The sequence below is a fragment of the Providencia sp. PROV040 genome, from assembly GCF_032706145.1.
Taxonomy (GTDB): domain Bacteria; phylum Pseudomonadota; class Gammaproteobacteria; order Enterobacterales; family Enterobacteriaceae; genus Providencia; species Providencia hangzhouensis.
Map to the genome: position 1 here is coordinate 2,863,517 of NZ_CP120530.1, position 26,103 is coordinate 2,889,619.

25 protein-coding genes and 1 riboswitch are annotated in these 26,103 nt (G+C 40.9%); of the genes, 9 read left to right on the forward strand and 16 right to left on the reverse strand.

The window, feature by feature from the left end; genetic code table 11:
- The first annotated feature begins 80 nt into the window (after positions 1–80).
- Together P3L40_RS13185 and P3L40_RS13190 are read left to right on the forward strand one after the other, a co-directional pair.
- Positions 81–557 (forward strand): hypothetical protein, encoded by a 477-nt coding sequence (locus P3L40_RS13185; RefSeq protein WP_272693224.1) that lies wholly within the window; start codon positions 81–83, stop codon positions 555–557.
- Positions 558–1,317: 760 nt separating this feature from the next.
- The gene (locus P3L40_RS13190) at positions 1,318–1,533 is read left to right on the forward strand and encodes a hypothetical protein (protein ID WP_196719043.1); all 216 of its coding nucleotides are present in this window, start codon (positions 1,318–1,320) and stop codon (positions 1,531–1,533) included.
- Here the strand turns inward: P3L40_RS13190 and P3L40_RS13195 are convergent.
- Complete coding sequence (locus P3L40_RS13195) at positions 1,502–2,710, reverse strand: tyrosine-type recombinase/integrase (protein WP_272693223.1); 1,209 nt, start codon at positions 2,708–2,710, stop codon at positions 1,502–1,504. The two genes, P3L40_RS13190 and P3L40_RS13195, sit on opposite strands and share 32 nt — an antisense overlap.
- A gap of 182 nt (positions 2,711–2,892) precedes the next feature.
- Between P3L40_RS13195 and P3L40_RS13200 the strand changes: the two genes are divergently transcribed.
- Entirely contained in the window at positions 2,893–3,081 is a 189-nt protein-coding gene (locus P3L40_RS13200) for a YegP family protein (protein ID WP_094961253.1), read from the forward strand.
- Positions 3,082–3,225: 144 nt separating this feature from the next.
- Here P3L40_RS13200 and P3L40_RS13205 read toward each other — a convergent pair whose 3' ends face one another.
- The gene (locus P3L40_RS13205; protein ID WP_172767286.1) at positions 3,226–3,543 is read right to left on the reverse strand and encodes an AzlD domain-containing protein; all 318 of its coding nucleotides are present in this window, start codon (positions 3,541–3,543) and stop codon (positions 3,226–3,228) included.
- 2 nt (positions 3,544–3,545) lie between these two features.
- Positions 3,546–4,211: an AzlC family ABC transporter permease gene (locus tag P3L40_RS13210; RefSeq protein WP_094961251.1), complete on the reverse strand. Its 666-nt coding sequence runs from the start codon at positions 4,209–4,211 to the stop codon at positions 3,546–3,548.
- An 82-nt stretch (positions 4,212–4,293) separates the two neighbouring features.
- Between P3L40_RS13210 and P3L40_RS13215 the strand changes: the two genes are divergently transcribed.
- Positions 4,294–4,854 carry a helix-turn-helix domain-containing protein gene (locus P3L40_RS13215; protein WP_136134741.1) on the forward strand — a complete coding sequence of 187 codons (561 nt, stop codon included), beginning with the start codon at positions 4,294–4,296 and terminating at the stop codon, positions 4,852–4,854.
- Positions 4,855–4,921: 67 nt separating this feature from the next.
- The gene (locus tag P3L40_RS13220) at positions 4,922–5,098 is read left to right on the forward strand and encodes a DUF2526 family protein (RefSeq protein WP_180311999.1); all 177 of its coding nucleotides are present in this window, start codon (positions 4,922–4,924) and stop codon (positions 5,096–5,098) included.
- Positions 5,099–5,225: 127 nt separating this feature from the next.
- On the opposite strand, the gene P3L40_RS13225 is transcribed toward P3L40_RS13220, so the two are convergent.
- The 6 genes from P3L40_RS13225 to dalD all read right to left on the reverse strand — a co-directional run bounded on the left by P3L40_RS13225 (position 5,226) and on the right by dalD (position 13,822).
- Complete coding sequence (locus tag P3L40_RS13225; RefSeq protein WP_180312000.1) at positions 5,226–6,410, reverse strand: amidohydrolase; 1,185 nt, start codon at positions 6,408–6,410, stop codon at positions 5,226–5,228.
- Between the two features lie 56 nt (positions 6,411–6,466).
- Positions 6,467–7,702, reverse strand: coding sequence for a Zn-dependent hydrolase (locus P3L40_RS13230; RefSeq protein WP_136134739.1), 1,236 nt, complete (start codon positions 7,700–7,702; stop codon positions 6,467–6,469).
- A 6-nt stretch (positions 7,703–7,708) separates the two neighbouring features.
- Positions 7,709–8,932, reverse strand: a complete 1,224-nt coding sequence (locus P3L40_RS13235) for a hypothetical protein (protein WP_004263585.1) — start codon at positions 8,930–8,932, stop codon at positions 7,709–7,711.
- A 640-nt stretch (positions 8,933–9,572) separates the two neighbouring features.
- Positions 9,573–10,862, reverse strand: coding sequence for an MFS transporter (locus tag P3L40_RS13240; RefSeq protein WP_004263579.1), 1,290 nt, complete (start codon positions 10,860–10,862; stop codon positions 9,573–9,575).
- Between the two features lie 90 nt (positions 10,863–10,952).
- Positions 10,953–12,422: a xylulokinase gene (xylB, locus tag P3L40_RS13245; RefSeq protein ID WP_144140106.1), complete on the reverse strand. Its 1,470-nt coding sequence runs from the start codon at positions 12,420–12,422 to the stop codon at positions 10,953–10,955.
- Positions 12,423–12,433: 11 nt separating this feature from the next.
- The gene (dalD, locus tag P3L40_RS13250; protein ID WP_094961246.1) at positions 12,434–13,822 is read right to left on the reverse strand and encodes a D-arabinitol 4-dehydrogenase; all 1,389 of its coding nucleotides are present in this window, start codon (positions 13,820–13,822) and stop codon (positions 12,434–12,436) included.
- Between the two features lie 177 nt (positions 13,823–13,999).
- Between dalD and P3L40_RS13255 the strand changes: the two genes are divergently transcribed.
- The gene (locus tag P3L40_RS13255) at positions 14,000–14,950 is read left to right on the forward strand and encodes a sugar-binding transcriptional regulator (protein WP_112307453.1); all 951 of its coding nucleotides are present in this window, start codon (positions 14,000–14,002) and stop codon (positions 14,948–14,950) included.
- Between the two features lies 1 nt (position 14,951).
- On the opposite strand, the gene crcB is transcribed toward P3L40_RS13255, so the two are convergent.
- From crcB to P3L40_RS13285, 6 genes are all read right to left on the reverse strand, one after another.
- Positions 14,952–15,332: a fluoride efflux transporter CrcB gene (crcB, locus tag P3L40_RS13260; protein WP_004910278.1), complete on the reverse strand. Its 381-nt coding sequence runs from the start codon at positions 15,330–15,332 to the stop codon at positions 14,952–14,954.
- A 133-nt stretch (positions 15,333–15,465) separates the two neighbouring features.
- A riboswitch (Fluoride riboswitch) is annotated at positions 15,466–15,536 on the reverse strand.
- Between the two features lie 382 nt (positions 15,537–15,918).
- On the reverse strand, positions 15,919–16,881 hold the full coding sequence (locus tag P3L40_RS13265; protein WP_004263559.1) for a sugar-binding transcriptional regulator: 963 nt from the start codon (positions 16,879–16,881) through the stop codon (positions 15,919–15,921).
- 159 nt (positions 16,882–17,040) lie between these two features.
- A complete protein-coding gene (dhaL, locus tag P3L40_RS13270; RefSeq protein WP_136135527.1) occupies positions 17,041–17,694 on the reverse strand; it encodes a dihydroxyacetone kinase subunit DhaL in 654 nt (217 codons plus the stop codon).
- 10 nt (positions 17,695–17,704) lie between these two features.
- Positions 17,705–18,706 (reverse strand): dihydroxyacetone kinase subunit DhaK, encoded by a 1,002-nt coding sequence (locus tag P3L40_RS13275; protein WP_094961242.1) that lies wholly within the window; start codon positions 18,704–18,706, stop codon positions 17,705–17,707.
- A gap of 11 nt (positions 18,707–18,717) precedes the next feature.
- Positions 18,718–19,989, reverse strand: coding sequence for an MFS transporter (locus P3L40_RS13280; RefSeq protein ID WP_004263544.1), 1,272 nt, complete (start codon positions 19,987–19,989; stop codon positions 18,718–18,720).
- A gap of 129 nt (positions 19,990–20,118) precedes the next feature.
- Positions 20,119–21,231: an MDR/zinc-dependent alcohol dehydrogenase-like family protein gene (locus P3L40_RS13285; RefSeq protein ID WP_036958649.1), complete on the reverse strand. Its 1,113-nt coding sequence runs from the start codon at positions 21,229–21,231 to the stop codon at positions 20,119–20,121.
- A 323-nt stretch (positions 21,232–21,554) separates the two neighbouring features.
- Between P3L40_RS13285 and rpiB the strand changes: the two genes are divergently transcribed.
- Entirely contained in the window at positions 21,555–22,007 is a 453-nt protein-coding gene (gene rpiB / locus P3L40_RS13290; RefSeq protein WP_004263541.1) for a ribose 5-phosphate isomerase B, read from the forward strand.
- Between the two features lie 36 nt (positions 22,008–22,043).
- On the forward strand, positions 22,044–24,053 hold the full coding sequence (gene tkt, locus P3L40_RS13295; protein ID WP_136135526.1) for a transketolase: 2,010 nt from the start codon (positions 22,044–22,046) through the stop codon (positions 24,051–24,053).
- Positions 24,054–24,215: 162 nt separating this feature from the next.
- On the opposite strand, the gene P3L40_RS13300 is transcribed toward tkt, so the two are convergent.
- Positions 24,216–24,977, reverse strand: a complete 762-nt coding sequence (locus P3L40_RS13300) for an SDR family oxidoreductase (RefSeq protein WP_136135525.1) — start codon at positions 24,975–24,977, stop codon at positions 24,216–24,218.
- A 466-nt stretch (positions 24,978–25,443) separates the two neighbouring features.
- Between P3L40_RS13300 and fetA the strand changes: the two genes are divergently transcribed.
- The gene (fetA, locus tag P3L40_RS13305) at positions 25,444–26,097 is read left to right on the forward strand and encodes an iron efflux ABC transporter ATP-binding subunit FetA (protein ID WP_136135524.1); all 654 of its coding nucleotides are present in this window, start codon (positions 25,444–25,446) and stop codon (positions 26,095–26,097) included.
- Positions 26,098–26,103: the final 6 nt, after the last annotated feature.

Below are 26,103 nucleotides of genomic sequence, written 5' to 3' on the forward strand. Positions count from 1 at the left end.
CTTAACCAACACCAAGGAATTTAATTCTCTTTATTAAGAGACAGACTCTTATTATCTAAATTTTGTGTGGAGTATTAATTATGCATATTAATCAAATTGATTTAATTGCTGCAATATCGAGCGAAGTTGAAAAACAAATACCCGGCATACCTGCTGAACCTCGTTATATGAATGCCATTATTAAGGCCGCAAATTTGGTTTGTTACGAATTTAAAAAACCACTCGTTAAGGTTTCTGATGGTATGGGGCTTACTGCATGGCTTGCTAGTGACGATGTAGGGGCGAGTTCAAAATATATGGCTTCCGTTCTTTCTGGTCAATTTAGCGCTCCACATCATTACCCTTGGGATGGTGCTGATTTAGGCCGCTGCATTCGATTACTAGAAGCCGTACCTGAGCTAGCAAGCCAATTACATGAAATGAAAGCATGCTCACCCCAATGGTCTGCTGTTATCGATAATTGGGATAAATGGAAAGAGCTTTACGATGCTGGTGAAGGTACAAAACTTTATCAAGAAATGAAATTAACTTACAAATCATTAAGGGGCTTGCCATGAAAACTCTACATGGACGCTGCATTCGTCGCTGTAAATTACAATTCAATCGGTTATTTGCCAAAATGAATTAAAAAAATACCGCCATGACGGAGGCGGTAAGGGAATCTTGATGAGTGATTTAATTGTAATAATAAGTATCAGCTTTTTAGCATAGTTAATGAACATAAATCAATATCGAGTGTTTAATAAAACAGAGGTGGTAATAAAAAATTGCCGCCACAGAGCGGACGGCAAGGGGTGTCTAGATATGTTTATAATTTATCTGTGTATGCAGTTTAAGAATAGTTAAGGCATGGAATTTATCAAGGATAACCAGATAAAAAAATGCCGACGCAGGTAGGTCGGCTAACTCATTCAAAACTTGGAAAGTTCAAATTAACTATAGTCGATAAATTTAAAAGACTGATGAATTGTTTTAATCGTTTGGATTACTTTTACTTCAATCCGTAAAACAGTGCTAAGAGCACCAAAACAGAAAGCATGATTATAGCCAAAGCACCGATGAGACAGCTAATGCCTCTAAATAGACAAGATGCCACATCAACCCAGGTTGTGTTATCTCTATTACGTCTCATTTTAGCCTCCTTGGCACAAGTTACTAAATCAAATAACTGTAATTTTAATATACACCCCATAGATAAGGACTAGCAATGAAATATAAACACTTAATGGTGAGCATTATCCACCAGCATTTAATTAAACCAGTTAACGACGATATTTAATTTTTAAATCTGTATGCGGCAGATATGTGGAGGTAATTATGGTAAGTGAAAACGAGAGCACCAAAAAAGAACATGTTTATATAAAGACAGATGAGCTAGCTAGTAGATACGGATTAACCCCTCATGCTATCCGTTTATGGGCGGGTAACGGGAAGCAAAGGCGTGAAGGCTTCCCAAAACCAAGATTTAGGGCTGACCAGCTTAGCTGGTTAATGCAGGATATTATTGATTGGGAGAATGGTAAACAATTTTAAGTACCTTATCCCACCACTTTTCATATGCCTCATGTTGCTGTTTTAAATATGTGAATTTATCATAGGTTTGCCAAACACCCGGTAATTTATGGCCAACCATTATCTCAGCAACATGAGGGTCTGTAAGTTCTGATATCCCAGTTCTCATTGTTCTACGTAGGTCATGGATTGACCATGTTTTATAATTTTCAATACATTTTGACATTCTTACATTCATAACCTCAACGATTCGCCCATGCCCCCCATCCTTCATTTTTCTTCCGGTAGATATAGTAAACAAATACTCTCCTCTACTTATATCCATAGCTCTTTCAATTAATTCTTTAGCTGCCGGTATAATAGCTCTAATTAAAGGTCGACCTGAGCGTCTGCCACGCTTGTGGTTTTCAGGTGGGACGGTCCATATATTGTTTTCCAAATCAAAATCAGTTTTTTTAGCCTTTAATAGTTCACCTACACGGTTTCCAAATAATAAGCATAGTTTTAATAAAATTTCATTTCTAGGGTTATAGTTTTTTTGATCAATAAATTTAAATAATAGGATTAACTCTTCATCTGTTAAAGTACGCTCACCTATACTTTGCTTTACTCCCAAAGATGAAGAAGTCATGCCATCAAGAGGTCTATTTTTGATTACTCCTCTACTATACCCCCAAAAATGAGCCTTTTTGGCATTATTCAAAATAACTACAGCAATTGAGGGGGTTTTTTCCGTTATACCCTCAAGCAAGCTAAGCCATGTTTGTAAGTTTACTTCGTCATGTGGTAAGTCACCAATTTTTGGGTATACATGTAATTCAAATGAACGGTGAATTTCATCAGCTTTTATCTGTGCCGATTTAAGAAACTTTTCATACCAAAGAGAAATAATTGATCTCACTGTGTGAGCGGTTATTGCATCGCTTTTTTTTATTGCTTTGACTACTCTTGGGTTTCTATTTTGTTCAAGCTCCCCTTTATAAATTAACGCAGACTCTCTTGCGTCTTTTAGCGATGTGGCCGGATAACTTCCTATATCAATCCTCTGCCCTTTCCCGTCCCATCGATAGCGAAACTGGAAGATAATTTTACCTTTTGGCGTTACTCTTACTGATAGCCCGTCACGATCAGATTTTGTCATCATTTTTTCTTGTGGCTTCCCGTTTGTCGATCTGAGCCATGAATCTGTTAGCGCCATTATATTTCCTTAAATGTAATACCCCACAAATTATGTACACGATTATGTACATAATTTTTATGATTGCAAGTGACTACTTATGACAGCCGCTGATATGAAAACACAAGAAACCAGAAATAACATAATGATTATTAAAGATAAAAATATCAACCAGTGACTAAGAGTGATACTTAGTGACTGCTATGTATTATTATGAATTAAAAAAATCCACTAAAGACGTTGCTCAGCCTTACTATTTCGTTTTAAAAGCAGCAAATCACGAAGTGATTGCAAAAAGTGAAATGTATGCATCTAAGCAATCTGCGCTTAAAGGGATTGCCTCTGTCCAAAAAAATGGCTCTTCTGAAACAATTAAAGATCTAACTGAGTAAGTTTCTGTGGCCCCAGCCTTCTGCGAATCGGGGCCACTTTTTTATCTGTTGGCTTATATAACTTACATAAATACACGCTATTGCAAGTAACACAATTTAAATTAATTGCTATTCAATTTAAGCACTAAGTAGATTAGCCGCTAATCAAATGAACCTAAGTAACGCAGTAACAACCGCTGCTGACAACACAATGATAATAAATGGTTTTTTAAACCAAGTCAGTACACCTGCCACTAATACCCCTACAATTTTAGGCCAATCCGAAACTTCATCACCTGAAAATAACGTAGACGTTGCCGCAACTGAAAATAAAATAACAATGGCTGCTGCTGAAAATAATACTTTGCTATTCTCCGAAAGGACTACTCGACCGCGTAGCAAAGCCCCTGATGCTCGCATTAAATAAGTACCAACCGCCAACAGCAGTATTCCGCTAATAATTAACCACGGGTTATTTGTCACTATTATTTCCTTATATAAACAACCAAGCTCAATAATGCCAGTAATACAGGGATCCCCGCTGGTAGTATCGGTGTCGTTGCAACAGCGATAACTGCACCGATAACGGCGGTTAACCGCAGGCGTTTATCCGATAACGCAGGCAATGAAAGCGCTAAAATAATCGCAGGAAACATCGCATCCATGCCATATATATGAGTATCATTAATAAAGCTGCCCAATACCTCACCTATCACAACACCAATTGGCCAACACAATAGAATACCTATCCCACACAACCAAAAAGCCGCACGTTTTTCTGATTCAGTTTCTTGAGCTAAGCCAAACACAACACTCTCATCGTTCATAATATGATAGCCCAGTAGCGACTTTGCTCCCTTCCCCGTTAAATCACTAGTCGCAAAACTAAAGGGGATATGTCGTGAATTGACTAATAGCCCCGCGAGTGCAGCAGAAAACGGGCTTCCACCAGCAAAAATCACGCCGATAAACAAAAACTCGGACGCCCCTGCGAGCACTAAAATAGATAAAGTCACTGGTATCCACCAGTCAAATCCCTGTGAAAGCGCCAATGCACCATAAGAAATGCCAACAATTAAGTCAGCAAAACAGACAAGAGCTATATTTTTCACTGTGCTATGATTTAGCTTTGAGCTTATTGAAGTTAGCATCCCTAGACCGTTCGATATATAATACGTTTGTTCATTATGTCGATAGATAGTATAAAGTGCAATCTAAATAGGAAAATTAAAATTGAATCTACCTTCACCTCCCATTGAGTTGATTTCAAAAGCCCTTGTTCGTGAAAGACAAAAAAGCGGGCTATCCCTATCAGAGCTATCTCGCAAAGCGGGTATCGCTAAATCTACACTTTCTCAATTGGAATCGGGTAGTGGTAACCCAAGTATTGAAACCTTATGGGCACTTTGTGTAGCGTTAGATATTCCTTTCGCACGATTAATTGAAGAAAAGCAAGAAGCTGTCACTGTGATCCGCCATGGGGAGGCGATACCGATCAGTGCCGAACACGCGAATTATTTGGCCTTTTTACTCTCATCAGCCCCCGCAGATTCGCGACGTGATATTTATACTGTGGTTGCCCAGCCCGGTCGTGATCGTATTTCAGAACCTCATATGCATGGCGTCAGCGAGCACATCATTATTATGTCTGGCAGAGCGTTAGTCGGCCCATTGGATAACCCTGTTGAGCTACAAGTTGGGGACTATATTCACTACCCCGGAGATGAGCCACATATAATGCGAGCCTTAGAACCGAATACAATGGCAGTTATGGTGATCGATAAACAAAATTAATCGCCTATCCAGCCCAATAGATTTTGCGTTATTATAGTTTTAGTGAATATTAATTGGAGCCTGTGTTATGCCCTACTATGATGAAATTGTTGAAAAAGTAAGCCAATTGATTGATGAAAATTCAGTTCATAAGATGAATGAAATGCTGATGCAGCTATCCCATGACCCGCAAATCAACCAAGAACAACGTTTTGAACAACAACAGCGCTTAAGAGAAGCTATTTTTATTCATCACAACGAATAGCAGCCAAATATGTGGCCGCTACTCGCACTCTTAACTTATCTTAATAACCAAAATAAATAGGCAGTAGGGTTAGTGGTAATCCCGGTATTGGTAAAATAACTAGCCCTAATAGCATTAACATGCTCAATTAAAACTCCTGTTGCTGTAAATAACTCCACGCATATTGGGCATGAAGTTCAGCACCTGTTGCCATCGTGTCTTCATCAATATTAAAGCAACCATGATGATGCGCCCATTGAGTGTCCTTTTCGGCATTTCCTGTGCCTAACAGAGCAAAGCACCCCGGGATGTTTTCAATGTAGAAGCTGAAATCTTCACCACCCGGTGTTGGTCTTTCGTTAATCAGAGCTTGCTCACCAAAAGCTTGTGAAATGACTGATTGAGCCAGTAGCGCACTGCGCTCCTCATTGATAACCGGTAATGTCCCATAGATATAATCAACCTGTGCAGTCGCCCCATAAATAGCCGCAGTGTGCTCGGCATAACGGCGGATCGCAGCTTCGATGCGGTTACGAGTTTCGATATCAAAACAACGTACCGTACCATCCAATACTGCATTTTCTGCAATAACATTGAAGCGTGTCCCGACATCCATTTTACCTATCGTGACCACGGCTGAGTCTAAAGATGAGGTTTCTCGGGACACAATCGCTTGTAAATTCATGACAAATGCTGAAGCAACAACTGCTGCATCAATAGTTGCTTCTGGCATAGAACCATGACCACCACGGCCTTTAAAAGTGACTTTCAGTAAATCAGCAGAAGCAAAAGACCCACCCACATTACAAGATACTTTTCCTGATGGTGTGGTTGTCCAAATATGCATACCAAAAACGTTATCCACATTTTCGATTGCGCCTTGTTTGATCATGGCTAATGCGCCTTGAGCAATCTCTTCTGCAGGTTGGAAAATTAAACGCACATTGCCGGCTAATTCTTCTCGCACCTCATACAATGCTTTGGCTGCCGTTAATAGCATTGCCGTATGTGCATCATGACCACAAGCGTGCATTTTGCCTTCAATAGTCGATTTATATTCTAATGAATCATTCAACTCCAAAACTGGTAATGCGTCTATATCTGCACGCAGAGCAACTGTTTTACCTGGCTTACCGCCTTTAATTTCCGCAATAACACCGGTAGGCTCGGTTAGCCGATACTCGATTCCGATTTTGTCTAATTCTTCAGCAATACGTTGCGTGGTGCGTACTTCTTCAAACGGTAGCTCAGGGTGAGCGTGTAGATCTCGACGAAAAGCAATCATTTCAGGTGTATATTTTTTGATTGCGGCTGTAATTGTTTTATTAATCATTTTTCTACCTTTTACCCTATTGCTCAACCAGATACTGAATCTGGCTCACTTATTAATTAACATTCTATTAATGACTTAACGGTAGCAAACATCACATCTGCTCCTCGCGCGATTTGTGCATAATCCGTCCATTCATCTGGGTGATGGCTTAACCCATTACGACTTGGCACAAATATCAGTCCCGTTTGAGTTATGCCTGCAAAAATCATAGTGTCATGCCCCGCGCCACTGACCATTGAACGAAAACGTAAGTTTTGGTCGCTGGCATGTTGTTGCATTAGTTGATGAATATCACTATTGAGCTCCGTTGGCTGAACATATAACGGCTGAACAATATCGCTTGAAATCGCTAACGAATTGCTAACCTGTTCTGTTAATTCGATTATTTGTTCAATCACTTTACGTAACGAAATGTCATTTTTAGAGCGAATATCGACGCTAAAAGTGACTTCGCTTGGGATGACATTCGCCCCATTAGGTAATACTGATAACCGGCCTACGGTCGCAACCGTATTATCCCCTGCCGCCTTTGCTAGTTCAGGAATATGACTAATAATTTGGCTTGCACACACTAATGCATCGGCTCGCATATTCATCGGCGTAGTACCTGCATGGCCTGCTTTACCTGTCAGTTTAATCTCTAACTGACTGATACCTACGATAGTTTCTACGATCCCTATATCTTCATTTGCCTGTTCTAACACCGGACCTTGTTCGATGTGTAATTCTAAAAATGCTTTGACCTTTTTAGGGTCGAGCACAGCTTGTGATGCATGATCAGCATTGAACCCTGCCTCTGCCATACGCTGCGCCGCACTTACACCCTGCCTATCTTTGAGTTGGTATAATTCTTTTGTACCAATCAAACCCGTTATCACACTTGAAGCCATCAATCCCCGGCCAAAACTGGTCCCTTCCTCTTCAACCAAGGCAATGACTTCTAAGGGATATTTCGGAGTTAAGTTTTGTTCGCGAATACGCGCTACGACATCCAAACCTGTAACAATCCCTGCCGGGCCATCAAATGCCCCGCCATGAGGAACAGAGTCAAAATGAGAACCCACAATCACCACAGGCAAATCAGGTTGCTGGCCTTCTAAGCGCCCATAAATATTACCAATAGCATCTTCTCGAACTTGTAATCCTAAAGCGCGCATTTCTTGTTTTAGGTAATCACGCGCTTGTTTATCTTGTTCGCTATAGCTCATCCGAGTAGTGCCCTGCCCCGGTGTTGCGGTGTATTCTGCTAACTGTTCTAAATGACGCTGAATTCTTGAAGTACTTGTTTCCATTATTTTTTACCCTGCAATTGGAACAATATAAGCCACCATAATACCTGCTAATACAACAGAAACCATGGTCACAGAAATAAAGCCACCAACTAGCATCGGCCCTAACATATGGCTAGTTAATACTTGGCGTTCTTTTTCATCTTTCGTTAATGCGTTGATCGCTTCGTTAGTAATGATGTAGTCAGCAGGGAAACCATATAAAGCCGTTAGAGCAACAGCAAACGCCATTTCTTTGGTAACGCCTAATATTTTACCAACCACCCATGATGCAAGGTACATTCCAATAACCGCTGCACTAATTAACACCACCATCGGATAAACTAGACGCAATAACATATCAGGAGTCGCATGGTTTAATGTATCGAAGATAAATAACATTAAGGCCATAATGGCGAACCCAAAACCATTGGCTTTTTGTAATGGTTGTCTTTCTAAGAAACCTAACGAAGAGGCAATAACACCAAATAATAAACACAACACAAATGGGCTAATACTCACATAAGGGGCTGCAAAAGATGAGGCTAAATAAGCCAAATACCCTACCGCAGCTAAGCGTAAGAATTTAAAATAGCTGGTGTTATAGTGGTTAGGGATTTTCTTGAACATACGTGGCATTTCATCTTCAGATACCACTGCTTTAACTTCAACATCTTTTGCGCCATCAACAGATAATGTTTCTTGCCATTGGCCATTGCGATATTTTTCTAGAACTCGACGCCCTTCTTTTTTTAACATCACGGCAGTGAGTGGATAACCTGCAAACCCCTGCATAACGTAAATTAAAATAGCGAAAACCGAAAGGTCAACTAAACCTGCCTCAGCAGCACCTTTTGACATAATTAGCGAAGAAACGATTCCACCAACTAACGGAGGAACTGCAACTAATACAGTATTTAAATCAAATAAGGCAATACCGACAATAAAGGTCAAGAAAATAATGCCTAAAATCCCAGCTAAGGAGATAAGAATAGTTTTCCATTGGCGCAACAATTCTTTTAACGATAATAAGGTTCCCATATTTGTAATTAACAAATACATTAAGGTAACCGCAACGACTTGAGGAATACCGGCAATACTCACAATATCTTTTGGGAAAATAGTCCAATAACCTAAAAGAAAGAGCACTGCGCATACAAATACGGAGGGGATCCAAGCCTTAGTTCTAACGGCTATAGCATCCCCAATATATAATATCCCCACTATCAGAAACAGAGCTAACATCTGTGACATAACTTTTTCCCCGCACTTATCTTTTTTTATTAGATTATTTTTTGGTATTGAAAACTATTAATTTTAATTAAGGTTAGATTATAAATTTTATTTGGCGCAACAAAACACCAATATAGAGAGTATTTCGCTACAAATACACGAAATTGCAACAAAATTCATCATAACACCGAAAATTTAGATGTATAGAGAGCCAAACAGGATTTAAACAGCTTGGAATAAAGGTATGCAGTGAACTAAATAGTCAGATATAACATTGAAAGGGGTCAAGCACCTTAATATTCTCTAAATGCAGGTTTATAAGCTAATATTTTATGTCATTTAACTTATTATTTACAAACAAATCAACTATAGTTGATTTTTTAATCTATGAAATTATATTCTATTGTCCATGGCTGTATTTTCAATAAATATCGTAATAAGATGAAAAATCACCTTATAAATATGACCAATATTTCTATTTATAGGAAATATTCTACTTTATTTTATTTTTAAACCGTTTCTCTTTATATTGCTGTTGAAAAGGATGATATCCCTTCATCTCCAATTTAGTTTGTTTTGGCAATAAAGTTTATTTAAACAAAGAAAAACCCCATAGATAATTCACTACCTACAGGGTTTAATGAGTAATAGATAAAGTAATTTAATGACTAGTTTGTTGTTCAGCCGCTACCTTAGCTGGTTTTATTTTGCGATTATTTTCAAAGCCGGGTTGTGGCACTTTAATAAAGAATGTCAGTATTCCTGCAAAGATATACAAACCTGTATATGCCCAAACAACACCCACAATATCAAAGAAAGGCAATACTAAACTGGCTATTGCCGGTGCAGCAAAATTACTCAGCCCCGCTGAAAGGTTATAAATTGAGACCGCAGCACCTTTATGGTGTGGCTCAATACTTGGGAATACCGCCGTCATTGGAACAAATGCAGCCACAAAAATACCTAATAAAATGGCGGGTATTAATGCGATGGCAAAATTATGACCAAAATAAACCGGTAAGTAATAAAACATTAAGCTGGATATTGCCATACCTAGGCACCCAAACCACCTAACTTGGCGGATCCAACCAATATGTTCACCAACAATTCCCCAAAAAATATTCGTAAAAATAGTGACAAAGAAGAAAACCGCCCAAATCTGTAACCATTCAGAGATGGTGAATCCTAATCGGTCAACAAAGAGTAATGGCATGATGATTGCAAAACCAAACAACGAAATAGTGTTGATAATGCGGATTAAACTTGCCATAAAGATGTCTTTGTTGGTAAATAAAATGGTGGCAGCCCGCGACAATTCAGCCATTTTATCTTTCATGGGTAAATTAACTTTGGAGCGATCAACTGGAATGTTACGTAGGCTAAAATAAGCAATTGCGCCACCAATAGCGACCCAACCGATAGCCATCCATAATGTTCCTGTTTCACCCATCATTGGGATTGAAAAACTAGGCAGATAACTGCCGATAACACCAATGCCTACCGAGTACATCGCCCAGAACCAACCCGTAGCCGCAGCAAGATGCGCTCGAGGGATGACTTGCACCAGCATCATCATAAATGAATAAATAAACAATGGATAAGCCAGCCCACGAATACCATAGAATAACAGCATCAAGGTATAGCTTTTCATACCGAGACCAAATGCCATAAATAAGGCATGCATGACAATCCAGAGAATAAACCCGATCATCATGGCTTTTAGGGGGGTGATAATTTCAGCCACAACACCAGATGCCCACGCCGCAACGGCTGCCATTAAACCATAGACAGTAAATACCATCGCGGATTGCGCCGGTGTAAACCCTAAATCAGTAATATGTTTTGATAAAAAAGCCATTTCAAAGCCATCACCACTCATAAAGATAGCGATGGCAATAAAACCCCAAAACAAATGCTTAGGTAGACCAAGCCAATACTGCTTCTGTTCCATTGCAGTTTCCTCATTTTAATTTTGTTATTTTAATCAATCGCGAAGAGATAACCGTGGCGGTGATATGTAGGGAAACACCGCCACACTCGCCTACTGCGGCAATAATTCCCTTGCTTGTTTTTGCTGTTGGTATAATAAACGGAAAACATCAAGCCGTTGATTTAACCAAGTTTGGCACTGTTTTTGTGGTAAATAGGTACTCAGCACTTCTGGTTTTTGGCACACGGTTTCTGTATTACCGCCGTCCGCCAGCCATGCCAAACGAGCCGCACCTAAAGCCCCCGACGAACTCGCCGGGTGAGTCACAATCGGTATATCGATAACATCAGCAATAAGCTGCGCCCAAACAGGACTACGTGCTCCTCCCCCTGTTAAGCTACACCGGCTAATTTGCGTTCCCGTTTGCGTTAAAACCTGCATGCCATCCGCCAGAGCGAAGGTCACGCCTTCAATCACCGCATAACCAAGCTGAGCACGCGTTGTTTCATTTTTTAACGCAAAGAATGAGCCCATTGCGTAAGGGTCATTATGGGGTGTTCTTTCCCCTGATAGGTAAGGCAAAAATACTGGCGCTTGCTTCTTCTCGTCATCGGTCAATAGCCCCACTTCATCCATTAGCTGGTTTTCCGTTGTGGAAAGAAGCTGGCAAAGCCAACGCAAACAGTTGGCAGCACTTAACATCACACTCATTTGGTGCCAACGATTTGGCAATGCATGAGCAAATGCATGGACGCCTTGGTGTGGTGCTGCTTGTAGCTGATTATTAACCACAAAAATGACGCCAGAGGTGCCCAAAGAAATTAGAGCATCACCGTCATTAACCGCACCAACACCAACAGCAGAAGCCGCATTATCACCGCCTCCACCAGCGATAATTACATCGGCGCTAAGCCCCCATTGGGAAGCTAAATCCGCCCGTAACACACCGCTTTTTTCAGCGCCTTCAACTAAAGAAGGCATTTGTTCACGAGTTAAATTAGTTGCAGCCAATAGTTCATCAGACCAATCACGCTTAGCCACATCTAGCCATAATGTGCCCGACGCATCAGACATATCACTGGTAAATTGACCAGTCATTTTCCAACGTAAATAATCTTTAGGAAGCAATACCTTAGCAACTTTTTTGAATATTTCTGGTTCATGGCGTGCGACCCATAATAACTTGGGCGCCGTGAAACCTGGCATCACTAAATTAGCACCAATCGTTAGAAACTCAGGGTGATTTGCCATTAACCATTCACATTCCTTCGCACTGCGGGTGTCATTCCATAAAATACAGTCACGAAGTACTTGGTGCTCGCTGTTTAATAATACTGCGCCGTGCATTTGGCCCGATAAACCAATCGCTTTCACCGCTGCCCATGCTTCTGGGGCTTTTTGGCGCAAGGTAGCCGCAACCGCGTTAGTGGCTTCCCACCAACTATCTGGTGATTGTTCTGCCCACTGAGAATGTGGCCTTTGTACTGTTAATGCCATATGACTTGAGGCAACAATTTCGCCCTGAGCATTAATTAATACGGCCTTAAGTTCTGAAGTGCCTAGGTCAATTCCGAGGTACATCGCCTTTCTCCTTACAGAGGTTGTTGAGGTGACTTGAGCCAATTTTCAACTTTTTCAACCGTGTTGCTCATCAATTCGTGGAATTCAGTAGAATGAGCGAGTGAGCCGAACAACATTTCACTTGAGACAAATTGCGACAATGCGTCACTGCTATTCATCATTTTTTGATATAGTGCCACATCCAACACACCATCCTGATATTCATAAGGTAATTCACCACGAGCCCAGCGCTGTAAAAATACGAAAAATAAAGCGGGCAGCACAGCCGTCGCAGCCGGAGTCTGCTGACGCTGATAGCATTCTTGGAGTGTTGGCGTAATAAAACCAGGTATTTTTGATAAGCCATCTGCGGCTACACGTTGGTTAGTATCCTGAATATAAGGATTACTAAAGCGTGCGAGTACCACATCACGGTATTGTTCTAAATCGAGAGGACTCGGCGATAATGACGGGATCACATCTTGTGTCACATAATTCCATGCCATTTGTTTGATAGCAGATTGGCGGGTGCTTTCATCAATAAAGCTCAAACCGATTAAGGTGCCTGCCCAAGCAATGCAACTGTGGCTTGCATTCAGAATACGAATCTTCGCTTCTTCCCAAGGTAAAACGGACTCAACCATTTCTACATCGACATTTTCTAATGCAGGACGTCCATTAATAAAGTCATCTTCAATCACCCACTGAATGAATGCCTCTCCCATAACAGGTGCTTTATCATCCCAACCAGTATGCTGTTTTACACGTTCAGCCACATCTGGGGTTGGGCGAGGCGTGATCCTATCAACCATGGTATTCGGCGAACGCGTATTTTCTTTCACCCATTGGTACAGCTCAGTTTCACCTTTTAATTGTAAAAACGATAAAAAGCCGTGTCTAAAGCGTTCGCCATTGTGGCGCAAATTATCACAATTTAACAAGGTCACAGGTTCACCATGAGCCGCTAAACGTGCACGTAAAATTTGTGTTAATGCACCATATATCGTGCTCATTTTGCCCGTTAAATCCGCTTTAATGTCTGGCTGTTCTGCATCTAACTCATGCTGTGGGGTTAAATAATAGCCCGCTTCTGTGACTGTAAAAGCAATAACACGTGTTGCTTTATCACAACCTTGTTCCACTAACTGGCTTAAATTCTCATCCCAATGCAATACTTTGCGCACTGAAGTAATTTTTTCATAATGACGCTCACCTTCAGGTGAAACTGTTTCAAGGGTATATTCCCCATTTTGCTTGGTTAAGTTATCAAGCAATGCATTCGCATCATTGCGAATATTCCCTAAGGCAATTGACCAACTATCATCCCCTTGTTGACACAAGCGGTGCAAATACCACGCTTGGTGAGCACGATGAAATGACCCAGCACCGATGTGCATCCACACTGATTTCTGCTTTAGCATTGTGACTCCTTACCCTAAAATTAAATAATTGCTATTTTTTTGGGCATATGCCCGTTTGTTATATTTTAGTTTCAATCTGATCACAATTACTGCGATAATGCTCACAGTATTGACTTTTGCCCTTTTAATAAACAATTGCCCAGAATTACAATAAGCGAAACCAGCAGGAGAATGTCCATGCAGAAAGAATTAAAAAAAATGGAACAAGCTGCACGTGCGGCATGGCTATATTTTGTGGCAGGCAAAACACAACAGGAAATTGCGCATGAACTTGGGCTATCAAGACAAGTCGCCCAACGCCTTATTTCATTAGCAAAAGAACAAGGTATGGTTCAGGTGCAAATCACGCACCCGATTACGGAATGTTTAAGACTCGCTAATGAAATCCAGCAAAAGTATCACCTAACACATTGCTTTGTCGTCCCGTCAGGACAACTAGATACAGAAGCGACACTCGACATGATTTCAGTGGCAGGTGCTGAGCTCATGGAGCAATTAATCGAACCCGATAAACCTCAAGTTATTGGTATCGGTTCTGGCAGAACCTTACGCAGTATTATTGATGCCCTCCCTTACCTAGAAACCTCGCAGCACCAATGTGTTTCATTAATAGGTGCTATTGCCCGTGACAGCTCAGCAACACGTTATGATATTCCATTACGTTTTGCAGAAAAATTACAATGCCGACACTATATTCTACCTGCACCACTTTATGCTGATAGCCCAGAAGATAAAGCAATGTGGTGCCAACATCGCGTGTATAAGGAAGTCACGGAAAAAGCCCTGAATGCAGATATTACCTTTATTGGTATTGGCGAAGTCGGCAAAGGATGCCCACTCAATTCTGAAGGTTTCGTCACGGATGAACAATTGGAAATGTTGTTAGAAAAAGGTGTCGCCGCAGAGCTATTGGGGCATTTTATTCAAGCTAACGGTGAGCGACTTTCTACGGCTTTGGATGACACACACACCAGTGTCCCACTGTTCCCTTCCCCAAATAAGCCTGTGATCGCATTTGCGGGTGGCGCGCACAAAACAAAAGCCATTCAAGCCGTTATGAATGGCGGTTGGGTAACAGGTTTAGTGACCGATGAAGCCACTGCGCATCATTTATTAGCTAATAAATAAATTATCCCTGTGTTAGCCAGTTATGGCATAACATTCCAAGCAAGGTAAATATTAAGGCCCCAATTACGTGGATGGCAATGGTACTAATGGCGAAGCCCAATTTACCTTCTTGGATTAGCACCAGCACTTCGAGTGAAAAGGTCGAAAAGGTGGTAAATGCGCCGCAGAAGCCAGTCACAATGAATAATTTATAGGCAGGGCTAATATTTGCATTGGCAAAGTACGAAATGGCAAAGCCAATGACAAAGCCACCAAGCAAATTGACTGCGACAGTGCCTAGTGGAATGTTTGGGTAAAGGTGATTGAGTCTTAGGCTAACAAACCATCTTAGCCATCCGCCAAGCACTGAACCAATCGCTATTGCAAATAATGAGGCATACATAGAAACTTCCTTTAATGTTTGGCGGGATAAATGAAAGGAAAGTCTCCCAGTTATACTCGAAGTATGACGAGTGTAGATCATTTATGCCCTAAATTAGGGCACATAATACCTACGTACCCTATCTAATCAACAGGTTAACGTAGGCATCATTAGCCCTCTACGGGCGGTTTTGTAAAAAGGAGGAATGCCATCTCCCATATATATTTTAAAATAATAAGGTAACTCATTAGGTTATGTAAACCCATTTTATAATAGATGGCATGAATGATTCTAATTACAGCTAGGTAACAAACAAATGAAGCTAGTCAACAACGCTACAGCTTGAAGTATGACAAATAATAGCTCTAAATAATTCAAGTTGTCGCTAGGCGACAAGTAAATGAGTCATTAGGAGCATACACAAGTATGTGACTAATGCGAATGAACGTAGTCAACAACGCTACAGCTTGGAGTATGACAAATAATAGCTCTAAATAATTCAAGTTGTAGCTAGGCGACAAGTAAATGAGTCATTAGGAGCATACACAAGTATGTGACTAATGCGAATGAACGTAGTCAACAACGCTACAGCTTGGAGTATGACGAGCTATTGGGACATCTTCAAAATCGTCCGCACATTACTCGCACTCGTTGCAATAATATCAATCGCCCCCGTACGCAGCGCCCCCATGATAGCCATGGCCTTGGAGGATTCGGAAGCAATCGCTATTACACAAGGAATTTTCTTGAGTTCTTCTATGCTTAGGCCAATTACTCGGTCATTCATCACCGTATCAACATGTTGCCCTTGCGCATTAAAAAAATCATAACCCGCGATATCGCCAATCACCCCTTGATTCAAACTCGCATCAACAATTTCACGCGGTGTAAACCAGCCTAGTTTGACCATATAGCTATCTTCATTCATATCGCCAATACCAATTAAGGCAATATCCGCTTTACGGGCGCGATCTAAGGTTTCCTTAATGGTCCCATTTTTCATAAAAGATTGCTTTAATTCGTTATTTTCAACATAAGCAGGGGCGTATAGGGTTTCACTGGTTCCGCCAAATTTCTTCGCTAAGCGACGGCTGATATGGTCCGCATTGATAGAGTCGCCAGGCCGGTGTGTTCCGCCGATTCCGCAAATAAAACGGCAATCTTTTTCAGGAACAGCCCCGCCGCTATCAGCTACCACCGCGACATTTCGCCCCTGACCAACAGTGACTATCATGTTGTCGCGTAATGTTGTCGATAAATAATTAGCGACGAGTGTGCCAACTTGGTAGCGTTGTTCTTCTTCATCGGGATGATCGAGGGCAATTAACGCACGGGAAATCGGAAAGCGAGAAAGTAGCTGTTGCTCTAACTGAGTGCTGAAAATAGGATGATAGCGAACATTTATCTCAACAATACCTTCTTCTTTTGCTCGCTTAAGTAAGCGCCCCACCTTAATTCGCGATATACCAAACTTATTGGCGATCTCTTCCTGAGTAATTTCATCGCGATAATAAGCTATCGCAATTTCAGTCAGTAGCTCGATTTCGGAAGATGTTTGTGATCTATCCATAAGATAGTGGTTTCCTCTTTATTGGTGTTAATCGCAACAAGGATGATAAGGTTTTAGTATAGCGTTTCTAGTGGCAATTAATAAGTGAGTTATAAAAGAGAGTGGATATATAGCAATGGTTTTTGACTATATATCCACGAAAAGAGTTATATAAAACAATTATGCATTGGTTAATGCGCTCTGTTTTTCAACACTTTGCGCTAATTGGCATAATAATAAACAACAAGAAGTCGCGCCTGCATCTAACACGCCTCTTGAACGCTCACCAAGGCGGCTTGCACGGCCAATTTTAGCCACTAAATCTACCGTGGAATCACGGCCTGCAACTGCAGCGGCCTGCATCGCATCAAGCGCTTGTTTAAAGTTTTTCCCTGCTTTTGTTGCCTCTTCAAAGGCATTTACCGCAGGGATCAATGTATCCATTAGGCACTTGTCACCCACTGTTGCACTGCTGATGTCTTGCAGTTCAGATAGCCCATTTTTCAACATAGCAAGAAAATCTTGCTGCGATAACTCATTTTTCCCTGAAATGCTGTCTGACATTCCCATAAAGAAACTGCCATAAAGTGGCCCCATTGAACCGCCAATACCTTCCATCAAGGCATCAGAAATCTCTTCAAAACCTTCACTGAGTGATAATTCTCGGTCTGCGATTGCTTTAGCGCATAGGTTAAAACCTTTTGCCATATTGATGCCATGGTCTCCATCCCCTATTGCTCCATCAATTTCGCTGAGGTATTCACGGTTAGAAACAATAATGTTCACTAGATCAAGGGTAATTTCCTTGCCGTTGCCCGTTGAAATAACTTGCATAGTTGTCTCCTTATTTGACCTGTGTTAGACCCAATGAATATGCAGGGACATCCATCAATGCTTTCAATTCATCATCCACTTTCATTAATGTCAGCGTTACCCCCATCATTTCTAATGACGTAAAATAGTTACCAACATAGTTACGAACAATACGCACGCCTTTTTCGCTGAGTTGTTTTTCAACCTCTGCATAATAGATATACAATTCCATTACGGGTGTGGCACCTAACCCTGAAACCAATACGACAACTTCATCACCTTGTTTTGCCTGCATATCATCTAAGATTGGCGTTAACATAGTTTGTGCCATTTGCGCTGCAGACTGGATTGGCATGATTTCAATGCCTGGCTCACCATGGTGGCCAATACCGAGCTCCATCATCCCATCTTCAATATGAAAATTTGGATGACCCACCGCTGGAATGGTACAAGACGTTAGCCCAACACCAATAGAATGGCAGTTATTAATCGCTTTTTGTGCCGCATTAATCACGCCGTCTAAATCATAGCCTTTACTTGCTGCGGCAGAACCCACTTTCCACATGAGTATTTCACCCGCGACACCACGGCGCTTTTCTTTCTCGCTCGCAGGGGCTGAAGCGACGTCATCGGTAGCAACCACGGTTTTAACTTTCATACCCGCTTTTTCAGCTTTTTTCATCGCCATTTTGACGTTCATGTTATCGCCTGCATAATTACCATATAAACAAGCAACGCCCGCCCCACTGTCTGCGGCTTTGAACGCATCTAAAAATGCCCCAGCGGTTGGTGAGGAGAAAATTTCACCAATTGCCACCGCATCTAACATGTTTTCGCCCACATAGCCTAAAAATGCAGGTTCATGGCCGGAGCCACCACCAGTAACAATGCCCACTTTCCCTTGTATTGGTGCTTTTGGGTATTTTAATACGCGCGCATTATCAGTCTGCGCAAAATATTCAGGGTGCGCTTTCAAATAGCCTTGAATGGCATCTTCAACAACAAGATCAGGTTCATTAATGATTCTGTTCATAATTCCCTCATTTACTTATTTTCTGGTGTTAGCTGCATCTCTGCCGACTTTTCAAGTAATTCCGCCGGCACAGTAATAAATTTCATCAATATCGCACTAAATAAATAGAGCCCCGAGAAAATCCAAATCACGCCAAAAGCACCTACACTACTAATAAAGAGCCCAACTAATGCAGGACCGACAAAAGTGCTTAACCCTGCCCCTAAATTAAGGACTGACATTGCTGCACCTTTATTTTCAGGCGCTAAACTCGGCATGATGGCTGAAAGTGGTACGTATCCAGCGAGGCATGCACCAAATAAGCCAGCGGCTATCATCATCAGGGTATAATTGTGCCCAAAATAATAAGGCACGTAATAAAACATTAAGGTACAAACCATACAGCCGACACAACCAAACCAAATCACAATATTGCGCCAACCGATACGGTCACTGACAACGCCAAAGATCAGATTAAAAGCGATGTTTACTGTCCAAAGTGCTGCGTAGATATGTAACCATTCTGTGCGGGAAAAACCAAAGTCGGCAAGAAACATTGGCATGAAGATCACAAAACCATACGCTGCAGAGGTATTAATAGTACGAACAATGCCACCTAAACCAATTTTTGGGTTTTCAAACGCAATCGTGATCCCTTTAAACACATAGCTAAGTGAAACTTTTTCTTTCGGTGAGTCCGGTGTATCTCCCGCTTTGTTGCGGTTAAGCGCGATAGCAATAAATGCCCCGATAGTGACAAAAATTAGTCCACTCCATAACGTTGCCATTTCACCTAAAATTGGCAGCGCATAACTCGAATACATCACCCCTAAAACACCGAGTCCGCCACTATAAACAAACCAGAAGATCCCGACAGCAGAGCCCAATTTTTTAATTGGCGCCTCATAGGCCACCCAAACTAAGAAGCCGTAGGCAAACATTGGATAACCAAAACCACGCAACGCATAGGTTGGGATCATGATAGACAGGCTGTTACTCGGTAAACCAACAGATAAGAAAATAACCGAGCCAATCACAAACATCACAAAACCAAAAATCATCACACGACGAGCAGTATAAATTTCAGCCAACACACCGGATAACCACGCGGCGACAGCAGCAAAAAAACCATACACACTAAACAGTAATGAAGACTCTTCAATACTCATTCCACGGCTAATAATAAAAGGCGACAACCAGCCTTGTTCAAGCCCTTCCCCCATCATAAAGATCAGGACGCCAAAATAGCCAAGTAGTAACTTTGGTGAAAACCCCGTTACTTTAGACAGTTTATTGATTATCATATTGTTGACCTCAGTGCTTGTTCGCTGGGTTAGGACCTGAATAACAAGCCTTGGTAGGGTGACATTTATTCAGGTCCAATTTTTATCGTTATATTTTTAATTTCGTATTTTTTTCAACCCACTACAGCACTACAGGTTTGGGTCGAGAACCACTTTAATGTGCGGGTCACCTTTCGCCATCATCGAAAAACCTTCCGCAAATTTATCTAAAGGTAAGATATCCGTCACCACCCCTTTAGTTGGGAAATCACCATTACCAATGCCTTCAATCACTAACGGGTAGCAATATGGGCCAAGGTGAGAACCTAATAAATCCAGTTCTTTGCGGTCACTGATAATGCTCCAATCCACGGTCACAGGGTCTTTAAATACAGAAAACTCAACAAAAGTACCTAATTTACGGATCATCTTAAGACCTTGCTCTACCGATTTAGGGGCCCCAGTCGCTTCAATGTAAATGTCACAGCCATAACCTTCAGTCATCTCTTTGACAATTTTGTCTACATCATCACGTTTAGGGTTTAATACGATATCAGCACCAAATTCTTTTGCTAATTCAAGACGTTTATCAAATAAATCTAGAACGACTAACTTGCCTGCACCGGATTTTTTAATTGCTCCAATCATGCCTAGGCCTAATGTTCCCGCCCCCGAAAGCACGACGACATCACCCAATTTGACATTGGCACGCTGCACCGCATGTAAAGAACAGGCGTAAGGTTCAATTAAAATAGCGTCTTCAATTGGCATCTCAACAGGTACATGGTAGTTAATGGCCTCTTTGGTGAACTTCATATATTGCGCCATACCGCCGTTCACGTTGTTTTGGAAACCATACAAGTCATGCTTCTCACACATCCAGTATTCACCGCGTTTACAGAAACGGCATTCCCAGCAAGGTACGATTTGCTCAGAAATAACACGGTCACCTAATGCAAAACCTTCAACTTTTGAACCAAAGCCTACGACATGGCCAATAAATTCATGCCCTGGGATCATCGGTGCCTTGATATAAGCGGGCTGCTCTGCATCCCCCCAAAAGCTTGGCGCACCTTCAAAAGCCTTCACATCACCCGCGCAGATACCACAAGCTTCTACGCGAACCAAAATTTCTTCTTCACTAATTTTAGGGACATCGACAGTTTCTAAACGGTAGTCTTTTGGTGCATAAGCAACCACGGCTTTCATTTTTTCTGGAATGCTTTCGCTCATCGTTGCTTTTGAATCACAGTGTTCACACATAGTTCTATCCTCGGCGGTTTGTAAAATGAACATAAGTTCAATGAAGATACAAATTAACCATACCTTCTTTTCTTCATGCTTGCCCATAGTCAGATTGTCAAAGTGTGATTCAGTGCAAACATTCTTATAAAATCGCCTTAAAACGCCTATTTTTTACATTTTTGGCAAAAAAAATTAAATTTGAAGCTGTAGATCACAGAATTCATCATCACAAAAATAAAAACATATGTTCACCTATTGATTATTTGTTCATAAGATCCTATTTTCTAAATAGTACATTTGATTGATTAATGAACTTTTGTTCAACAATAAGGATCTCTATCATGCTATCTATTGCTATTGGTGCAGATGATGCTGCATTTGAAATGAAAGATTTGATTAAGGCTCACTTAGCAGAATTAAACATTGAAGTGACTGATTACTGCTTAAATACTGGGGTTGCAGATGAAATGTATCCTGATGTTGCCCACGCTGTTGCAACTGCAATCGTACAAGGTAAACACCAGCGCGGTATTTTAATTTGTGGTACCGGAATTGGTATGTCCATTGTTGCCAATAAAGTCACAGGCATTCGAGCAGCACTGTGCCATGACACATACTCCGCTGAACGAGCACAAAAAAGTAATGATGCACAAATTATTACCTTTGGTGCCCGTGTGATTGGCCCTGAACTGGCTAAAACCATTGTCGACACATGGCTGGCTTCCCATTATGAAGGGGGACGGTCAGCGCCGAAAGTGGCTCGAATCAGTGAGTATGAAAATGGGGAACGTTAGTTTTACTTTAGGCGCTTTTACTTTGGGAGCTTTGTAATGTCCACTCAACCACAAAATAAATTAGCCAATGCCATTCGATTTCTTTCAATAGATGCCGTACAACAAGCCAACTCAGGCCACCCCGGCGCCCCAATGGGAATGGCTGATATTGCCGAAGTCCTATGGCGAGATTACTTACAGCACAACCCTGCTGACCCGAATTGGCCTAATCGTGACCGTTTCGTCTTGTCAAACGGCCATGCATCAATGCTGCTCTATAGCTTGCTTCATTTAACGGGCTATGATTTATCTATCGACGATTTAAAACAGTTCCGTCAGCTCCATTCCAAAACACCGGGTCATCCTGAATTAGGCTATACCCCCGGTGTTGAAACCACTACAGGTCCTTTAGGCCAAGGCATTGCCAACGCGGTTGGTATGGCAATAGCAGAAAAAACGTTGGCTGCTACATTTAATCGCTCTGGCTTCCCCGTTGTCGACCACTATACCTACACATTTTTAGGTGATGGCTGCTTAATGGAGGGGATCTCTCATGAGGTGTGTTCATTAGCAGGAACGCTAAAACTCAATAAACTCATTGCCTTTTATGATGATAACCGTATTTCTATTGATGGTAATACTCAAGGTTGGTTTACTGATAATACCGCAAAGCGTTTTGAAGCTTATGGCTGGCATGTTATTCGCCAAGTCGATGGACATTCTCGGCCTGCAATCAAAGCGGCCATTGAACAAGCTCGACAACAAACCTCGAAACCAACCCTCATTATTTGCAGAACCACTATTGGTTATGGGTCTCCCAATAAAGCTGGGACAGCCGATTCTCATGGTGCTCCATTAGGGCAAGATGAAATAGCACTGACTCGTCAACAACTCGGCTGGGAATACCCTCCTTTTGTTATTCCTGATGAAATATACCAGCCTTGGAATGCCCTAGAACATGGTGCTGAACAGCAATTACGTTGGGAGCAAGCATTACGAGAATATGCCAAACAATACCCAGAACTTGCCGAGCAGTTAACGCAGCGATTATCCAATCAACTCCCTGAAAAATTTACGAATGTCATTGATAACTTCATTCAACAATTAAATGAAAACCCTGCAACGATAGCTACACGTCAAGCGTCACAAAATACACTCAATATTATTGGCCCTGTTTTATCTGAATTAATCGGTGGTTCCGCAGACTTAGCACCAAGCAACCTCACCTATTGGTCTGGGTCACTGCCGATTAATGAACAGCCTTCAGGCAACTATATTCACTATGGCGTCAGAGAGTTTGGTATGACCGCCATTGCTAATGGAATTGCATTACACGGCGGTTTTCGCCCTTACACAGCAACTTTTTTGATGTTCTCTGAATATGCGCAAAATGCCGTGAGAATGGCCGCATTAATGAAATTGCCCCAAATACTCATTTATACTCACGATTCCATTGGATTAGGTGAAGATGGCCCAACGCACCAACCTGTTGAGCAACTTGTTTCACTACGTGCAACACCTAATTTGTCAGTATGGCGCCCTTGTTGCCAAGTAGAAACAGCGGTGGCTTGGCAACAAGCTATCTTAGCGAAACATACGCCAACCGCCTTAATATTATCGCGGCAAAACCTAATACAGTATTCGCGAACAACTGAACAACTCGCCAATATTGCACATGGTGGATATATTTTGCGCAGTAATAGTGAAAACCCTGAATTACTATTAATTGCCACAGGCTCTGAAGTCACATTAGCGGTTGAAGCTTGGAAACAACTGACTGAACAAGGGTTTAATGTGAATGTTATTTCGATGCCTTCAACAGATACCTTTGACCAACAACCCTTAGAGTACCAACAGCGCGTTTTACCCAATCACGTTCGGCACCGTATTGCTATCGAAGCCAGTATCAGTGATTACTGGCGTAAATATGTAGGAATTGATGGATTGGTCATGGGAATGAATAGCTTTGGGGAGTCAGCTCCTGCAAACCAATTATTTGAATATTTTGGTTTCACCGTAGAAAAGCTTATTACTATGTCGCTTTCATTATTAAAACCTAATGATTAATTGATATAGCAATAATTAGTATCTGTTATCCTACTTTGTAATTTTCTATTACAAGCCAAATAATACCTATATTATTTGGCTTATTTTTTATTTAAATAAAATCATCAATAATAAATAAAGCGAGTCGCTACTAATACTCACTTTATTCATTATTAAATATCACTATTGGATACTGTAGCCACCATCAATAACCAAATTATGTCCGGTGATCATATCGGATGCATCACTGGCCAAAAATAATGCACATGCGGCAATTTCAGACGGTTCCGCAAAACGCCTTGCAGGAATTTTTTCTTTCATTTCATCACCTTTTTCACCTTCCCACGCTTTTTTGCCCAGTTCTGTCATCACAATAGTTGGTGAAATGGCGTTGGTTTGTATCCCTTTAGGGCTCCATTCAAGTGCTAATACTTGGGTTAAACCAATAATCGCTGCTTTACTCGCACAATAGGCGGCATGTTGGTCTAAGGCAATCACGCCTGCTTGTGATGCCATATTAATAATCTTCCCTTTTCCATTATTAATCATGATATTACCTGCAGATTGGCAAACCAAAAAAGTCCCTTTTAAATTCACGTTCATGGTTAAATCCCAGTCTGACTCACTTAAATTTTCAGCGGGAGCAAGCGCTACAATTCCAGCACTATTGACGACAATATCTAATGTACCATAATGCTCAACAACCTGTTTTACCATCTGAGAAACCGCCTCAGAATTTGTGATATCACATTGAATACCAATTGAATTTTCTAATGCTTCCGCAATTTTCACTACTTTATCTGACTTATCAATTAAGGCAATTTTAGCCCCTTTTTCAACATACAGTTGAGCAATCGCCAACCCAATGCCTGCAGCTCCCCCTGTAATTAAAGCGACCTTGCCATCAAGTGAAAAGTTGGTGTTATAGCCACTAAATTTTTTCATTTTAATTCCTTAATGTCATGATGTGATATTTAATATATAGATGAAATAAATATAGTGTTGCCTTAGAGAGACAACAAAATATTAAGTGCAGATTAGATTACTTGGTATTATTAATATAATATTATCACTAGTTAAACTCTATATTATTTATGTAAAAAAAAGAGATATCTCTCAAATTAAATACCATCCTAAATTCTGAATGCACATATGTTCAAAATAATAATTTGAATGAATATTTGTGCTTTATTTTCAACTGTACAAATCTTTCCTAGAACTCATCTACGTTGTCCTACTTCATTAGAAGTGTATTTTTTCTTCCCCTATAATTTTTCAATTAATTGGCGCATAATATTAGTTATATCTAAATTGATATTGAACAATATCAGCGCTGTATTATTGAGTAAGATATTGAATGAATATCATTTACACTAAATGCTGCGCACTTAATTTATAGGTCATTGATAATATGGAACAAAGCAACTTGCTATTACAACTTAGTAACATTGGCTATAGCATTGAGCAAAAAACAATTCTTGATAATGTGCAGATTAACTTACAGGCAGGCGACTTTAAACTGATTACGGGTCCTTCCGGGTGCGGTAAAAGTACCTTATTAAAAATAGTGGCCTCGTTAATTTCACCTACTCAAGGAACGATTAAGTTTCAAGGGAAAGATATCAATGCCATCCTCCCTGAAACTTATCGTCAGCAGGTTTCTTACTGTACTCAAACACCCACTTTATTTGGGCAAACTGTGTATGACAACCTCGTTTTTCCCTATCAAATTCGAAAGTTGCCATTTAATAAAGACAAAGCCATCAGTGATTTGCACCAATTTTCTCTACATGAATCTATTTTGGATAAAGGGATCAATGAACTCTCTGGAGGAGAAAAACAGCGTATTTCTCTTATTAGAAACTTACAATTTCTTCCGCAAGTCTTGCTATTAGATGAAATCACCAGTGCCCTTGATGAAGAAAACAAAATTATAGTGAATGAATTTATCCATCATTTAACGAGTGACAAAAAAATAGGCGTGCTATGGGTAACTCATGACCAAGATGAAATCGCTCATACCAATGAAGTTATCACCCTTCCTGTTCATCACAACGAATCATAGGATATC

Bases quoted from the DNA above. Each gene is read 5' to 3' on its own strand.
- P3L40_RS13185 (WP_272693224.1), top strand. From the start codon at position 81: ATGCATATTAATCAAATTGATTTAATTGCTGCAATATCGAGCGAAGTT.
- P3L40_RS13190 (WP_196719043.1), top strand. From the start codon at position 1,318: ATGGTAAGTGAAAACGAGAGCACCAAAAAAGAACATGTTTATATAAAG.
- P3L40_RS13195 (WP_272693223.1), bottom strand. From the start codon at position 2,710: ATGGCGCTAACAGATTCATGGCTCAGATCGACAAACGGGAAGCCACAA.
- P3L40_RS13200 (WP_094961253.1), top strand. From the start codon at position 2,893: ATGTATTATTATGAATTAAAAAAATCCACTAAAGACGTTGCTCAGCCT.
- P3L40_RS13210 (WP_094961251.1), bottom strand. From the start codon at position 4,211: ATGCTAACTTCAATAAGCTCAAAGCTAAATCATAGCACAGTGAAAAAT.
- P3L40_RS13220 (WP_180311999.1), top strand. From the start codon at position 4,922: ATGCCCTACTATGATGAAATTGTTGAAAAAGTAAGCCAATTGATTGAT.
- P3L40_RS13225 (WP_180312000.1), bottom strand. From the start codon at position 6,410: ATGATTAATAAAACAATTACAGCCGCAATCAAAAAATATACACCTGAA.
- P3L40_RS13230 (WP_136134739.1), bottom strand. From the start codon at position 7,702: ATGGAAACAAGTACTTCAAGAATTCAGCGTCATTTAGAACAGTTAGCA.
- P3L40_RS13235 (WP_004263585.1), bottom strand. From the start codon at position 8,932: ATGTCACAGATGTTAGCTCTGTTTCTGATAGTGGGGATATTATATATT.
- P3L40_RS13240 (WP_004263579.1), bottom strand. From the start codon at position 10,862: ATGGAACAGAAGCAGTATTGGCTTGGTCTACCTAAGCATTTGTTTTGG.
- xylB (WP_144140106.1), bottom strand. From the start codon at position 12,422: ATGTACCTCGGAATTGACCTAGGCACTTCAGAACTTAAGGCCGTATTA.
- dalD (WP_094961246.1), bottom strand. From the start codon at position 13,822: ATGCTAAAGCAGAAATCAGTGTGGATGCACATCGGTGCTGGGTCATTT.
- P3L40_RS13255 (WP_112307453.1), top strand. From the start codon at position 14,000: ATGCAGAAAGAATTAAAAAAAATGGAACAAGCTGCACGTGCGGCATGG.
- crcB (WP_004910278.1), bottom strand. From the start codon at position 15,332: ATGTATGCCTCATTATTTGCAATAGCGATTGGTTCAGTGCTTGGCGGA.
- P3L40_RS13265 (WP_004263559.1), bottom strand. From the start codon at position 16,881: ATGGATAGATCACAAACATCTTCCGAAATCGAGCTACTGACTGAAATT.
- dhaL (WP_136135527.1), bottom strand. From the start codon at position 17,694: ATGCAAGTTATTTCAACGGGCAACGGCAAGGAAATTACCCTTGATCTA.
- P3L40_RS13275 (WP_094961242.1), bottom strand. From the start codon at position 18,706: ATGAACAGAATCATTAATGAACCTGATCTTGTTGTTGAAGATGCCATT.
- P3L40_RS13280 (WP_004263544.1), bottom strand. From the start codon at position 19,989: ATGATAATCAATAAACTGTCTAAAGTAACGGGGTTTTCACCAAAGTTA.
- P3L40_RS13285 (WP_036958649.1), bottom strand. From the start codon at position 21,231: ATGTGTGAACACTGTGATTCAAAAGCAACGATGAGCGAAAGCATTCCA.
- rpiB (WP_004263541.1), top strand. From the start codon at position 21,555: ATGCTATCTATTGCTATTGGTGCAGATGATGCTGCATTTGAAATGAAA.
- tkt (WP_136135526.1), top strand. From the start codon at position 22,044: ATGTCCACTCAACCACAAAATAAATTAGCCAATGCCATTCGATTTCTT.
- P3L40_RS13300 (WP_136135525.1), bottom strand. From the start codon at position 24,977: ATGAAAAAATTTAGTGGCTATAACACCAACTTTTCACTTGATGGCAAG.
- fetA (WP_136135524.1), top strand. From the start codon at position 25,444: ATGGAACAAAGCAACTTGCTATTACAACTTAGTAACATTGGCTATAGC.